Source organism: Aminobacter sp. BE322 (assembly GCF_050433525.1).
In the GTDB taxonomy this organism is placed as follows: Bacteria; Pseudomonadota; Alphaproteobacteria; order Rhizobiales; family Rhizobiaceae; genus Aminobacter.
On the sequence record NZ_JBNPXB010000009.1, the window covers coordinates 105,924 to 120,410 of the forward strand.

General features: G+C 65.3%; 13 protein-coding genes. All 13 read left to right on the forward strand.

The window, feature by feature from the left end; all coding sequences use genetic code 11:
• Window positions 1–21: 21 nt before the first annotated feature.
• The 13 genes from J2X50_RS14695 to nirD all read left to right on the forward strand — a co-directional run bounded on the left by J2X50_RS14695 (window position 22) and on the right by nirD (window position 14,485).
• Window positions 22–1,308, forward strand: a complete 1,287-nt coding sequence (locus tag J2X50_RS14695; RefSeq protein ID WP_429096072.1) for an O-antigen ligase family protein — start codon at window positions 22–24, stop codon at window positions 1,306–1,308.
• Window positions 1,309–1,433: 125 nt separating this feature from the next.
• Window positions 1,434–1,676: a hypothetical protein gene (locus J2X50_RS14700; RefSeq protein ID WP_429096074.1), complete on the forward strand. Its 243-nt coding sequence runs from the start codon at window positions 1,434–1,436 to the stop codon at window positions 1,674–1,676.
• Between the two features lie 8 nt (window positions 1,677–1,684).
• Window positions 1,685–4,141: a DNA ligase D gene (ligD, locus tag J2X50_RS14705; protein ID WP_429096076.1), complete on the forward strand. Its 2,457-nt coding sequence runs from the start codon at window positions 1,685–1,687 to the stop codon at window positions 4,139–4,141.
• Window positions 4,142–4,166: 25 nt separating this feature from the next.
• Window positions 4,167–5,036 (forward strand): Ku protein, encoded by an 870-nt coding sequence (locus tag J2X50_RS14710; protein ID WP_429096077.1) that lies wholly within the window; start codon window positions 4,167–4,169, stop codon window positions 5,034–5,036.
• Window positions 5,033–6,118 (forward strand): tetratricopeptide repeat protein, encoded by a 1,086-nt coding sequence (locus tag J2X50_RS14715; RefSeq protein ID WP_429096078.1) that lies wholly within the window; start codon window positions 5,033–5,035, stop codon window positions 6,116–6,118. The genes J2X50_RS14710 and J2X50_RS14715 overlap by 4 nt, the downstream gene beginning before the upstream one ends.
• Entirely contained in the window at window positions 6,119–6,760 is a 642-nt protein-coding gene (locus J2X50_RS14720; RefSeq protein WP_429096079.1) for an alpha/beta hydrolase family protein, read from the forward strand.
• 9 nt (window positions 6,761–6,769) lie between these two features.
• Complete coding sequence (locus tag J2X50_RS14725) at window positions 6,770–7,540, forward strand: exodeoxyribonuclease III (RefSeq protein WP_429096080.1); 771 nt, start codon at window positions 6,770–6,772, stop codon at window positions 7,538–7,540.
• A 103-nt stretch (window positions 7,541–7,643) separates the two neighbouring features.
• Window positions 7,644–8,132 (forward strand): peptide deformylase, encoded by a 489-nt coding sequence (locus tag J2X50_RS14730; protein ID WP_429096193.1) that lies wholly within the window; start codon window positions 7,644–7,646, stop codon window positions 8,130–8,132.
• Window positions 8,133–8,208: 76 nt separating this feature from the next.
• Window positions 8,209–8,805, forward strand: a complete 597-nt coding sequence (locus tag J2X50_RS14735) for an ANTAR domain-containing response regulator (protein ID WP_429096082.1) — start codon at window positions 8,209–8,211, stop codon at window positions 8,803–8,805.
• Window positions 8,802–10,040, forward strand: coding sequence for a CmpA/NrtA family ABC transporter substrate-binding protein (locus tag J2X50_RS14740; protein WP_429096084.1), 1,239 nt, complete (start codon window positions 8,802–8,804; stop codon window positions 10,038–10,040). The genes J2X50_RS14735 and J2X50_RS14740 overlap by 4 nt, the downstream gene beginning before the upstream one ends.
• Window positions 10,041–10,391: 351 nt before the next feature.
• On the forward strand, window positions 10,392–11,681 hold the full coding sequence (locus J2X50_RS14745) for an MFS transporter (protein ID WP_429096085.1): 1,290 nt from the start codon (window positions 10,392–10,394) through the stop codon (window positions 11,679–11,681).
• A gap of 18 nt (window positions 11,682–11,699) precedes the next feature.
• Complete coding sequence (nirB, locus tag J2X50_RS14750; RefSeq protein ID WP_429096087.1) at window positions 11,700–14,150, forward strand: nitrite reductase large subunit NirB; 2,451 nt, start codon at window positions 11,700–11,702, stop codon at window positions 14,148–14,150.
• Window positions 14,147–14,485, forward strand: a complete 339-nt coding sequence (gene nirD / locus J2X50_RS14755) for a nitrite reductase small subunit NirD (protein ID WP_429096088.1) — start codon at window positions 14,147–14,149, stop codon at window positions 14,483–14,485. The genes nirB and nirD overlap by 4 nt, the downstream gene beginning before the upstream one ends.
• The last annotated feature ends 2 nt before the right edge of the window (window positions 14,486–14,487 follow it).

The following is a 14,487-nucleotide window of genomic DNA, read 5'->3' on the forward strand; positions in this document are numbered from 1 at the left end:
CCGCGACGACCGGCGCCAGAGATGCGCATCAGAAAATCAATCCTCATCCGTCCGGGCGACAACACGCTCTACGGAGCTTTTGCGGTCGCCGTCTCGCTGTTCGTCTTCGCCTACTCCTTCCGCCTCGGCCAGGTTTCGATCCTCGCCTACTACGCGGTGTGGCTGCCGCTGATCCTGGTCGACTATCGCTTCACCCTCGACCGGCTCGTTCGCTCCCCGCAACTGCTGGCCTTTTCGCTTATCGCCTGCCTGTCCTACTTCTGGTCGGACGCGCCGGACGTAACCGCCCGCGCCGCGGTGCAATATCTGACGCATGTCGTCTGTGCGGTGATCGCCGCCCGCGTCATCGACGCACGCACGCTCGCCATCGGCGCGCTGGCGGGTATCGCGGTCGTCCTCGTCTATTCGATCCTGTTCGGCGGGTCGGTCTACGATGCCCTGGACGGAACCTACAGCTTCGTCGGCGCCTTCGGCTCCAAGAACCAGCTCGGCTTCTACGCCTCGCTGGGCATTGTCTTCGGCTGCTATTTCGCGCTCTTCCTGACACGCGGCCGCGCGGCTCGTCTCGGCGCATTCGGTGTTGTCGTGCTCTCGGCCGTGCTCCTGGTCTTGTCGCAGTCGGCAACGTCGATGCTGGCCACGCCGGCGGTCGTCGCCATGATCGTCGCGCTGGCCGGGCTGGACGCCTTTTCGCCTACCCACCGCAAGGTCTTCTTCGCCGCCGGAACGGCGATTGCGCTGGCCGCAACAATGGTCGCGCTGAACGCCGGTGCCGTCGACATGGTGCTTGGCGCCTTCGGCAAAGATTCGACCCTGACGGGCCGGACGTATCTTTGGCAGGAGGGCCTGAAGGCAGCCGCCTTCGCACCCTATCTCGGCGTGGGCTACCAGGCCTACTGGGTGCAGGGCTTTTCGGAGGCAGAGCGGCTGTGGAGCGAATTCTATATCGCCTCGCGCACCGGTTTCCACTTCCACAACACCTACATCGAAGCACTGGTCGAACTCGGCTATGTCGGGGCGGCGGCAATCGTCCTGCCGCTGCTCGCTATCCTGCGCCTCTGCATCCAGCGGCTGCTCGGCGAGCGTGACCGGACCGAAGCGCTGCTGCAGACGGGGCTGCTCGCGCTACTGGTGATCCGGTCCTTCTTCGAGGTCGACATCCTGCAGCCCTACGTCATCGGCTCGTTCCTTTTGTACTACTGCTGGGCGCGTGCGAAGGAGCCTGCGGCAAGGCCGAGGATTCCGGCCAGCCGTGGCACGGCACAAGACGAAGCACTAGCCGGAGAACTCTACGCCTGGAGACGGTAGCGACCCCCCTGTCCCCGAGCCGGCATAGCTCGAAGCCACCGGACGAGAGCCGGCGCGGTATTGCGCATTGATCCCGGGCGGACTTTGAACGATAGTTTCCCAGTGTTGTTGAGGACCGCTGGACTATGCGTACACGGGTCGCCAACCAGATCAGGAAACGCAAGGCAGTCGCGGCAGCGCTCGACCGCCAGAAGATATTCATCAGTTCCAGACGGTTCCGCGGCAACGGCCAGCCCATTTCGCGGGTCCTGGTCTCCGGCCAGTATTATGATGTCGGCGACGACCTGCTGGAGCGCCTCATGGCGGGAGCCACCCCAAAGGACCTGGAGCTCGAGAGGGTGCCGGACGACACCACGGGTCCGCGTTAGTTCGGGCCATGGCGGCTGAAAAGCTTCGCAGCTACCGGCAGAAACGAGACTTCTCGAAGACGAGCGAACCGCGCGGCCGCACGGAAGCGGCGCAAGGCAACCGTTTCGTCGTGCACAAGCATCACGCCACGGCCGATCACTACGATCTGCGTCTCGAACTCGACGGCGTGCTGAAAAGCTGGGCGGTGCCGCGCGGCCCCTCGCTCAACCCTGCCGACCGGCGGCTTGCCGTCGAGACCGAGGATCATCCGCTCGAATATGTCGACTTCGAAGGCCTGATCCCCGCGGGCGAGTATGGCGGCGGACCGATGATCGTCTGGGACACCGGCACCTGGGCGCCAATGGAAGAAGCCCACGCGGCACTGGAAAAGGGCGCCTTCAAGTTCCGGCTGTGGGGCGAGAAGCTGCGCGGCGGCTGGATGCTCGCCCGGCTCAAGCCGCGGCCCGACGAAGAGAAGCGCAACTGGCTGCTGATCAAGGAGCACGATCCCGCTGCCGATGCCGAGCTCGACATCCTCGCCGCGCGTCCGGAAAGCGTGAAATCGGGGCAGCTGATCGAAGAGTTGGCCCCGCCCCGCAAACCGCCGACCAGGCCCGAGGACCTGAAGCCCGAAGAGCTCGCCGGCGCGGTCCGTTCGGCTATGCCCGCCCGCATCGAGCCGCAGCTCGCGAGTGCGATCGAAAGTCCGGTCTCCAGCAAGGACTGGCTGCACGAGATCAAGCTCGACGGCTACCGGACCATGGCGCATGTCGCGGACGGCGCAACGAGGCTGATCACCCGCAGCGGGTTGGACTGGACCAAGCGCTACGGCACGCTGCCGATGGCCTTCCGCCGCCTGCCATGCAGCGAAGCCATCATCGACGGCGAGATCGTCGTCCTCGATGAGCGCGGCATCAGCCGCTTCGCCGCCCTTCAGGACGCGCTCGCGAGTGGCTATGACAGGCAACTGGTGTTCTATGCCTTCGATCTCCTCTACCTCAATGGCTGGGACCTGACGAAGGTCGAACTCGGCGAGCGCAAGGCGTTACTGGAAAAGCTGCTCGCCGGCCATGTGGATGCCCGCAGCGCCCTGCAATTCAGCGATCACGTTATCGGCGACGGCAAGGCGCTCTACGACAGCGTCACCGAGATGGGGCTCGAGGGCATCGTCTCCAAGCGTATGTCCGCCCACTATGTTTCCGGGCGCACGCACAGCTGGACGAAGACCAAGGCGCTGCAGCGCGGCGACTTCGTCATCGCCGGCTACACGACATCCGATGCGGCCGAGGGGCTGGCGGCGCTCGCGCTCGGCGAATGGGACGACGGCGAACTCCAATATCGCGGCAAGGTGGGAACCGGCTTCGACGCCGGGACGTTGGAAAGCTTGCTGCACCGGCTCGAAGGTCTCCGCGAGGGTGCTGCCAAGCTCGACGGAGCGCCGAAGGAGGTCATTCCGGTGCGGCCAGTGCTCAATGCCCGCATCCACTATGCAAACCGCACCACGGACAACGCATTGCGCCATGCCGTATTCAAGGGGCTGCGCGAGGCGGAGCTCACCGCTTCGCCGCAGGTCGGGCGCAAGCGGCTCATCACCGACGCCGACCTCGCGGCCATAACGATCACCAATCCGGAGCGGCGGATCCTCGGCAAATCAGGCCCGACCAAGCTCGACATCGCCGTCTACTATGCGGCGGTCGGCGATTTCATGCTGCCGCACATCCTGGGCCGGCCGGTGTCGCTGTTCCGCTGCCCGAGCGTAAAGGTGCAGGACTGCTTCTTCCAGCGCCACGCATTTTCCGGCATGCCGCCGACCATCGCTTCCTTCGACACCAGGAACTCCGACGACGAGACCAAGACCTACATCTCGGTCGAGGACGCCAAGGGCTACCTGGCGCTCGCCCAGTTCGGCGTGGTCGAGTTCCATACGTGGGGGGCACTGCGCAAGCACCTCGACAAGCCGGACAGGATCGTCTTCGACCTCGACCCCGGCGATGGCATCGCCTGGCGCGATGTGGTCGAGGCGGCCGTGCATGTGAAGGTCGAGCTCGAAAAGCTCGGCCTCGTCCCCTTTGCCAAGACTTCGGGAGGCCGAGGCATCCATGTCGTGGTGCCGCTCAAGCGCAAGCTCGGCTGGAAACAGGTGCACCAGGCGACGAGCTTCATCTCCTCGCAGATCGCCGCCACCGCACCCTCGACCTTCACCACCGTGATGGGCAAGGAGAACCGCAAGAAGCGCATCTTCATCGACTTCCACCGCAATGCCCGCAGTGCCACGGCGGCAGCACCCTATTCGCTGCGGGCGCGGACCGGGATGCCGGCCTCGACGCCGCTGAGCTGGAGCGATCTCGAGTCCATCGACGCTCCCGAGGATTTGAATTATTCTTCGCTGCCGGGTCTTCTGGCCAAGTCAGGCGATCCCTGGGCAGATATCGCAGGCCATGCCCGAGATATTCCGGCCTCGGTCAGTGCCAAGGACAAGTCTTGATCATGTAATCGCGTAGGAGACGAGAATGGCCCCCAGGGCGACTTGGAAAGGATACCTGAAGCTGAGCCTGGTGAGTTGCCCGGTTCGGCTCTACCCCGCCACCAGTTCGAGTGAGCGCATCAGCTTCAACCAGCTGCACAAGGACACTCACAACCGGATCAACATGAAACCCGTCGATCCGGAAATCGGGCTCGTCGATCGCTCCGACCTCGTCAAGGGATATGAATACGAGGACAAGAAGTACGTCATCATCGAGGAAGCCGACCTCGAAAGCGTGCGCATCGAGTCCAACCACACGATGAACATCGAGGCCTTCGTCGACGAGGACGACGTCGACGTCATCTACCAGGACTCGCCCTACTATCTCGCCCCCGACGGGGCAATGGCCGAAGAGACCTTCGTCGTGCTGCGCGAAGCCATGCGCAAGTCCGGCAAGCTCGCCATCGCACGGCTGGTGCTGTCGAGCCGCGAGAGGGTGGTGACCATCGGCTCGCGCGATAACGGCATGTTCGTCTGCACCTTGCGCAATCCGAGCGAGGTGCGGGGCACGGCCGAATATTTCGGCAACATTCCCGCCGGCAAGCCGGAGCCTGAAATGCTCCAACTCGCCGAGGCGCTGATCAAGCAGAAGCTCACCAAGTTCGATCCGAAGAACTACGAGGATCGCTACGAGATCGCCCTGATGAACATGATCAAGGAGAAGCTGAAGGGCCACAAGCCGATCATCGCGGCTGCACCCGAGCGCGGCAACGTCATCAACCTCATGGACGCGCTGAAGGCGAGCCTCGGCCAGTCGAAGCCACCGGCCAAGAGCAAGGGCAAGACAGAGGCTGCCGAGAAGCCCGCCGCCAAGCTGACGGCGGTCGCAGGCGGCAAGGCGAAGGCCAAGAAGTGACGGCGGCCGCTGGCCAGGTCTTCGGGCTCGTCGGCGCCCTAGCCGCATTTCCGCGTCGCCTCGCCGCGCGCGAGGTCGAGCGGCAGGGCGGCGAATTGCAACACGGCATGACGCGGCGCACGACCCATGTCGTGTTCGGGCGACGACTGATCGACAAGGCGAGCGAGGCCAAGCTCGAAGCGCGCCGCGACACGCAGCCGGCCGGCGTGATGCCACTCAGTGAAAACGGCTTCCTGCGCATGCTCGGGCTGCTCGGCGCGCCGGAACAGTCGAAAATGACCCGGCAATCCCTCATCGAGCAATCGAAGATCCCACCCCGTGCGCTCGACATGCTCTCACTGTTCGACGCTTTCGAGCATGACGCCGAGCCCTACTCGTTTCGCGACCTGATCCTGGCACGCAAATATGCCGGGCTGCTTGCTTCCGGCGCCGGCTGGAGCGCCATCGCGCGCTCTGTCCACCGTTCGGGCGCAATCGCCTCGTTGACTGCACTGTCCCTGCACGCGGATGGCCGGGACGCCATCTACGCTCGGCTCGGCGAAGGCCTCGCCGAGCTCGACGGCCAGGGACTGCTGCCGCTCGCCCGCAAGGAGGACGTCGAGGCGGACGAGCTGTTCGCCCTTGCCGAGGATGCCGAGGAGGACGGTCATTTCGCCGAGGCGGCGGCGCTTTACGGCCGCTGCCTCGCGGTCGATCCGGCCGACAGCGTGGCCGCCTTCAACCGCGCCAACTGCCTGCGCGCCGACGGCCTCGAGGCGGAAGCCGGGCAAGGCTACATGCGGGCGATCAAGCTCGACCCCAGGTTCGTCGAAGCCTGGTTCAATCTGGCAGGCCTGCTTGCCGCGCAGGGCAAGGCGGGCGCTGCCCGTCGCCATCTCCGGAAGGCGATCGCACTCGACCCTACCTATGCCGATGCCATGTTCAATCTCGCCAACCTGGAATACGAGGCGGACAATCTCCTCGAGGCGAGACGCTGGTGGTCAGCCTATCTCGTACTCGACGCCACCTCCGAATGGGCGCAGACCGCCGCCCGGGGCGTCCAGTATGCCGACCTTCATCTCAAGCAACGCACGGCAGGCTGAATGAGCATCGCATTCCTGTACGACGGCGCCGAGGATGCCCGAGCCACCATCCTGCTCGCGCACGGAGCGGGCGCGCCAATGGACTCCGCCTCCATGAACGCGTCCGCCACAGCCCTGGCGGGCATTGGCTTCCGCGTCGCCCGCTTCGAGTTCGGCTACATGGCGGCGCGACGCACGGAAGGCGCACGCAAGCCGCCGCCCCGCGCCGAGACGCTCAATCCCGAATATCGGGCGGCGGTGGAACAACTGGGCGCGAAAGGACCGCTCGTCATCGGCGGCAAGTCGATGGGCGGTCGTGTCGCCAGCATGGTCGCCGACGACCTTTTCGCGCGAGGCAGGATCGCCGGCCTGCTCTGCCTGGGCTACCCGTTCCATCCGCCGGCGAAGCCGGAGCAGCTCCGCACCAGGCATCTGGCCGAGCTACAGACGCCGACGCTGATCGTCCAGGGCACGCGCGACGAATTCGGTACGCACGACGAAGTACCGGGCTATGCGCTTTCCGACAGCATCGAGTTGCTCTGGCTGGAAGACGGCGACCACGACCTCAAGCCGCGCAAGGCGATCTCCGGCTTCTCCGCCGCCGATCACCTCAAGACCATGGCCGAGAAGGTCGCGGCATGGGCGGACGCCCTGTCGCGCTAGGGTGCCGGCGTGAAGATCGCGACCTTCAACATCAACAACGTCAACCGGCGGCTGCGGAACCTGCTCGACTGGCTGGGCGACGCGAAGCCGGATGTCGTCTGCCTTCAGGAACTCAAGGCATCCGATGCGGATTTCCCGAAAGCCGCCATCGAAGGCGCGGGTTACGGCGCGATCTGGCGCGGGCAGTCGACCTGGAACGGAGTGGCGATGCTTGCGCGCGGCACTGAGCCAATCGTGACCCGCTGGGATCTGCCAGGCGACGACGGCGATCGCCAGGCGCGCTACATCGAAGCGGCAGTCGAGGGCGTGCTGATCGCCTCGCTCTATGCCCCGAACGGCAATCCGCAGCCCGGTCCAAAATTCGACTACAAGCTCGCCTGGCACGAGCGGCTCAACGCCCATGCCCAGGGCCTCCTCGCTGCCGGGGTGCCGGTCGTCCTCGCCGGCGACTACAATGTCGCCCCTGAGCCGCGCGACGTGTACGAGACCCATTCCTACGACGACAATGCCCTGGTGCAGCCCGAAAGCCGCGCCAGTTTCCGCAGGTTGCTCGACCAGGGTTGGTCGGACGCCGTGCGCGAGGCCTTTCCGCAGGATGGGGTCTATACGTTCTGGGACTACCGCCGGAACCGGTGGCAACGCAATGCCGGCCTCAGGCTCGATCACCTGCTGCTCGATCGCCGGATGGCGAAACGTCTGCGGGGCGTCGGCATCGACCGCGACGTGCGCGGCCGCGACGATGCCAGCGATCACGCACCGGTGTGGGTGGAGATCAGCTGACCACCGGACAGCTTGTCATCTGGCTCGAGCGTCGCTGTAGCACTTGCATGACGGCGCGTGGCATGTGATCCGCTCCAAGCAAACATTCGGCAACGGGGAAAAAGTGGCGGTCCGGCAGATTGTGAAATTCCCTGATGCGCGGCTGCGCGCGGTGGCCGAACCCGTGGTCGCGTTCGACGACGGCTTGCGCGCTTTGGTCGACGATCTCATCGACACCATGCGGGCTGCGCCCGGGGTCGGCATCACCGCCCAGCATATCGGAGTTGCCAAACGGCTCGTCGTGCTCGAGTTGTCCCCGCAGGACGTGCGCATCTACGTCAATCCGAGCATCACCTGGGCGTCGCGGGAGAAAATCCGGCATATCGAGGGCAGCGTTTCGATGCCCGGCGTCGTCGACGAGATCGAGCGCCACGCCAGCGTCGAGATCGACTACCAGGACCTGCACGGCCGGCAGCAAACGGAAACGGCCGAGGGGTTCCTGGCCGTCTGCCACCAGCATGAGATCGACCAGTTGGACGGCATCTTCTGGATTCAGCGGCTTTCCAAGTTGAAGCGCGACCGCCTGATCAAGCGCTACGGGAAAACCGCCTGAAGGCCCTTGGCGTTGCGGCGACGAAATTTTCTCTGCTGCATTGCACAATGCCCGGATGCGCGCAAAATAGCGGGCGATGACCGCAAAGCCACTCGCCGTGCTCGTGATCGACGAAAACCGTATCCGCGCCTCGATCATCGAGGCCGGGCTGCGGGAAGCGGGCCATGAGGATGTGACGCTGGTCCACGACGTCGCCGGCATCGCCAGGCGCATCGCCGAGATCAATCCCGACGTCATCGTCATCGATCTCGAAAACCCCAACCGCGACATGCTGGAGAACATGTTCCAGCTTTCGCGCGCGGTGAAGCGGCCGATCGCCATGTTCGTCGACCGCTCCGACAGCGCCTCGATCGAGGCTGCGGTCGATGCGGGCGTTTCGGCCTATATCGTCGACGGCCTCAAGCGCGAGCGCGTCAAGCCGATCCTCGACATGGCGGTGAGCCGCTTCAATGCCTTTGCCCGGCTGACGCGCGAACTCGAGGAAGCGCGCAGCGAACTCGAGGACCGCAAGGTGATCGACCGCGCCAAGGGCATATTGATGAAGTCGCGCGGGCTCTCCGAGGCGGATGCCTATGCGCTGTTGCGCAAGACCGCGATGAACCAGAACCGCAAGATCGCCGAGATCGCGCTGAGCCTGGTCACCACGGCGGGACTGCTGGGAGACGACGCATGACCGACGCCCGCTTCGAGATCGCCGCCGGCTTCCTGCCGCTGCTCGACAGCGCGTTGCTCGTGGTCGCAAGGGAGAAAGGCTTTGCGGCGGCGGAGGGCATAGCGCTGAACCTCGTCCGCGAGACGTCGTGGGCCAATGTTCGCGACCGCCTCGCCGTCGGCCATTTCCAGGTTGCGCACATGCTGGCGCCTATGCCGATCGCCTGCAATCTCGGGCTGACGCCGCTGGCGGCCACGACCACCGTGCCAATGGCGCTGGGGCTCGGCGGCAATGCCGTTACCGTGTCGAATGCATTGTGGCAGAACATGGCGACGCATGGCGCCATCGGCGATCTCGCGCCGCGCGCTGCCGGCGACGCGCTTCGCGCTGTAGTGGCTGAAAGGCTGCGCGCCGGCCAACCGCCGCTGCGCTTCGCGGTCGTGCATCCGCATTCGGGGCATAATTACGAACTGCGCTACTGGCTGGCCGCCTGCGGCATCGACCCCGACCGTGAGGCCGAGATCGTGATCGTGCCGCCGCCGCTGATGGCGGATGCGCTCGGCTCGGGCGCGCTCGACGGTTTCTGCGCCGGCGAGCCCTGGAACTCGGCTGCCGTCATGCTCGGCCATGGGCGTATCGCCACGGTGAAGGCCAGGATCTGGCGTTCGAGCCCCGAAAAGGTGCTGGGCGCCGACGCGCGATGGGCCGAAGCAAACGACGACGCGCTGGCGGCGCTGCTGCGCGCGGTCTACCGATCGGCACAATGGTGCGCCGAGCCCGCCAACCATGAGGAGCTCGCAGCCATCCTGGCCGCGCCTGCCTATGTCGGGCGACCGGCGGAATGGATGCGGCCGGCGCTGTCGGGCCGCATGCATATAGGTCCGGACGCCGTAGTTCGCGTCGAGGACTTCTTCGTTCCGCAGGCCAAGGCGGCGACCTTCCCATGGAAGAGCCACGCACTGTGGTTCTACAGCCAGATGGTGCGCTGGGGACAGGTCGGACATTCTGCCGGAAACACCGCCATTGCCCGCGAAACCTACAGGCCCGACCTTTACCGCGCCGCCCTCAGGCCCCTGGGCGTCGCCCTGCCTGGCGCCAACGCCAAGGTCGAGGGCGCGCTTGCCGCTGCGACCCCGGTCGGTTCGGCGGGTGCGAGCCTCACGCTCGGCCCGGACGGCTTCTTCGACGGCAGCCTGTTCGATCCCGACGAACTCGACGGCTATGTAGCCGCCCAGCGGCAGGCCCGGAACGGCTGACGATTTGTCGGGCATATATTGTGCATTGCACAACAAATAGGCAGGCAATCGCAGCAGCTGATCATGGATTGGCCGGTTGCAGTTTCGCCGCCAAAACATCGAAAAAACGTAACCCACAGATAATACAAGAAATTTCGTCGCCTATCGAAACTGGCATGCTTTGTGCAAAGCAATAGGCGAGGCCGACGCAGGCCAAACATATCGGCGTCCAAAGACGGGCGCCCCAGGCGAAGCTGCCGATCAGATGACCGCGATCCCGGATGTACGGACGCGCGACCCTGGTCGGCAGCTTTCTTGTTTTAGCGATCCAACTCAGCGCGGCGCCTCCCACGCCGCCCCATGGAGCCGACAATGAACGCAACCATCCCAGCCGCCCCAAGTCAGGTCAGTGGGCCGAAGCGGGCGCTTGCCATGTCCACCCTCGCCTTCACCGTGTGCTTTGCAGTGTGGACGATCTTTTCCATCATCGGCGTGCGCATCAAGCAGGAGCTCGGGCTTTCCGAAACCGAGTTCGGGCTGCTGGTCGGCACGCCCATCCTCACCGGTTCGCTGGTGCGTATCGTGCTCGGTATCTGGACCGACCGCTTCGGCGGACGGCTCGTCTATACCGCGACCATGCTGGCGGCGGCCGCCGCGACCTTCCTGCTCGCCTTCGCCCAGACCTACATGCAGATGCTGATCGCCGCCCTCGGCGTCGGCCTTGCCGGCGGCTCGTTCGCCGTCGGCGTCGCCTACGTCTCGCGCTTCTTCCCCGCCGGCAAGCAGGGCACCGCACTCGGCGTCTTCGGCGTCGGCAACGTCGGCGCCGCCGTCACCAAGTTCTCCGCTCCCTTCGTGCTCATCGCTGCCGGCTGGCAGGAGGTGGCTCTGATCTGGGCAGCAGCGCTCGGCTTCATGGCCTTCATCTTCTGGTTCGGCACCGAGGACGACCCGGTCATCCGCGAACGCCGCATCCATGGCGGCCAGCCCAAGGATTTCTGGAGCGAGTTCGCGCCGCTCAAGAACGTGCAGGTCTGGCGCTTCGGCCTCTATTACTTCTTCTCCTTCGGCGCCTTCGTCGCGCTTGCACTGTGGCTGCCGCGCTACCTGATCGGCGTCTACGGCTTCGATATCGCGACCGCAGGCATGATCGGCGCGGCCTATTCGATCCCGGCCAGCGTCTTCCGCGCCTATGGCGGCGTGCTGTCCGACCGCGTCGGCGCGCGCACCGTGATGTACTGGACCTTCGGCGTCTCGGCCATCGCCACGCTGATCCTGGCGCTGCCGGCCGCCGACTATGTCGTGCGCGGCATCAGCGGTCCGATGTCCTTCCACTTCGAGGTCGGACCGATCGCCTTCATGGCCGTCGCCTTCGTGCTCGGCTTCTTCATGAGCCTGGGCAAGGCCGCCGTCTACAAGCATATCCCCGTCTACTATCCGCAGAACGTCGGCGCGGTCGGCGGCCTGGTCGGCATGATCGGCGGCCTCGGCGGCTTCATCCTGCCCATCGCCTTCGGCGCGCTCAACGACCTCACCGGCCTGTGGACGAGCTGCTTCATGCTGCTCTTCGCCATCGTCGTCGCCTCGCTCGTCTGGATGCACCTGTCGATCCGCAGGATGTCGCGGACCGAGATCGAGCCGCTGGCGGTCGCCGCGCAGTAACGGACAAGGACCATCACCATGACCGAGAGGCTCATCATCATCGGCAACGGCATGGCCCCCGGGCGCATGCTGGAGCACCTGCTGGAAGCGGCGCCGGACCGTTACCAGGTCACCATCTTCAACGCCGAGCCGCGCGTGAACTACGACCGCATCATGCTGTCGCCGGTTCTGTCGGGCGAAAAGGACTACGAAGAGATCATCATCCACGGCGACGGCTGGTACATCAAACACGACATCACGCTCTACAAGGGCCACAAGATCGTCGCCATCGACCGGCAGGCCAAGACCGTCACCTCCGACCACGGCGTGACCGAGCCCTATGACAAGCTGGTCATAGCCACCGGTTCGGTGCCGTTCATCATCCCGGTGCCCGGCAGCGACATGGCCGGCGTGCTCACCTACCGCGACCTCGACGACGTCAACGCGATGCTGCTTGCCGCCCAGTCGCGCGCCAAGGCGGTGGTCATCGGCGGCGGCCTGCTCGGGCTGGAAGCGGCAGCAGGCCTCAGCCTGCGCGGCATGGACGTCACCGTGCTGCATGTCATGCCGACGCTGATGGAGCGCCAGCTCGATCCGGCCGCCGGCTACCTGCTGCAGCGCGCCGTGGAGGCGCGCGGCATCAAGGTCATGACCAAGGCCAACACCAAGGCCATCGTCGGCAACGGCAAGGTCGAAGGTATCGAACTGGCGGACGGAACGATGGTCCCTGCCGACCTCGTCGTCATGGCGGTCGGCATCCGCCCAAATGCGGGGCTGGCGAAGGAAGCCGGCATCGAGATCAACCGCGGCATCGTCGTCGACCACGGCATGCGCACCTCCGATCCGGACATCCTTGCGCTCGGCGAATGCGCCGAGGTCGGCGGCCAGGTCTACGGCCTGGTCGCGCCGCTCTACGAGATGGCGCGCGTCGCAGCCGCCCGTCTGGCGGGCAACGACACGGCGGCCTTCGTCCATTCCGACACGCCGACCAAGCTCAAGGTCACCGGCATCGACCTCTATTCGCTCGGTGACTTCGCCGACGGCGATGACCGCGAGGAGATCGTACTGCGCGATGCGGCGGCCGGCGTCTACAAGCGGCTGGTGCTCAAGGACAACCGCATCATCGGCACCGTGCTCTATGGCGAGACCGGCGACGGTGCCTGGTTCAACGACCTCAAGAAGAAGCAGACCGACATCTCGGAGATGCGCGACACGCTGATCTTCGGCCAGGCCTATCAGGGAGGATCGCCGCTGGACCCTATGGCGGCCGTTGCAGCACTGCCGGATGACGCGGAAATCTGCGGCTGCAACGGCGTCTGCAAGGGCAAGATCACCGGCACCATCACCGCCAAGGGCCTGACCTCGCTCGACGACGTGCGTGCCCACACCAAGGCGTCCGCCTCCTGCGGCTCCTGCACCGGGCTGGTCGAGCAGCTGATGTCGCTGACGCTGGGCGACGCCTACAACCCGACCGCCGTCCAGCCCATGTGCGGCTGCACCGATTTCGGCCATGACGATGTCCGCCGGCTGATCAAAGCCAAGGGGTTGAAGACGATTCCTGCAGTGATGCAGGAACTTCAATGGAAGACCTCCTGCGGCTGCGCCAAGTGCCGGCCGGCGCTCAACTACTACCTCGTCTGCGACTGGCCGGACGAATATGCCGACGACTACCAGTCGCGCTTCATCAATGAGCGCGTCCACGCCAACATCCAGAAGGACGGCACCTATTCGGTGGTGCCGCGCATGTGGGGCGGGGTGACGAATTCGAGCGAACTCCGCGCCATCGCCGATGTCGTCGACAAGTTCGAAATCCCGCTGGTCAAGGTCACCGGCGGCCAGCGCATCGACATGCTCGGTATCCGCAAGGAGGACCTTCCTGCAGTGTGGGCCGACCTTGGCAAGGCCGGCTTCGTCTCGGGTCACGCCTATGCCAAGGGCCTGCGCACGGTGAAGACCTGCGTCGGCTCCGACTGGTGCCGCTTCGGCACCCAGGATTCGACCGGTCTCGGCATCCGCATCGAGAAGTTCATGTGGGGTTCGTGGACCCCGGCCAAGGTCAAGATGGCGGTGTCGGGCTGCCCGCGCAACTGCGCCGAGGCGACCTGCAAGGACGTTGGCGTGATCTGCATCGATTCCGGCTACGAGATCCATTTCGCCGGTGCAGCCGGGCTCGACATCAAGGGCACCGAGGTGCTCGGCCTGGTGAAGAGCGAGGACGAGGCGCTGGAAGCGATCGTAGCGCTCACGCAGATGTATCGTGAGCAAGCCCGCTATCTCGAGCGCATCTACAAATGGGCCAAGCGCGTCGGCGTGGCCGAGATCAAGCGCCAGATCCTCGACGATGCCGAGAAGCGGAAGGCCTACTACGACCGCTTCGTCTTCAGCCAGAAATTCGCCCAGGTCGACCCGTGGTCGGAGCGTGTCTCCGGCAAGGACAAGCACGAGTTCCGGCCGATGGCCTCGGTCGGCTTCGCGGAGGCAGCGGAATGAACACGCTCAACTGGATCGCGATCGGTGCCATCGCCGAAATCCCCTTGCGCGGCGCGCGCTGCGTAAACACGCCTCAGGGCAAGATCGGCGTGTTCCGCACCGCCGACGACCGGGTGTTCGCCATCGAGGACCACTGCCCGCACAAGGGCGGGCCACTGAGCCAGGGCATCATCCACGGCGCGTCGGTGACCTGCCCCCTGCACAACTGGGTGTTCTCGCTCGAGACCGGTGAGGCGCTGGGCGCCGACGAAGGTTCGGTCAGGACCATCCCGCTCAAGGTCGAGGACGGGCGGCTGTTCATCGCCCTCGACGTCCTGGCTTCGAAGGCAGCCTGATC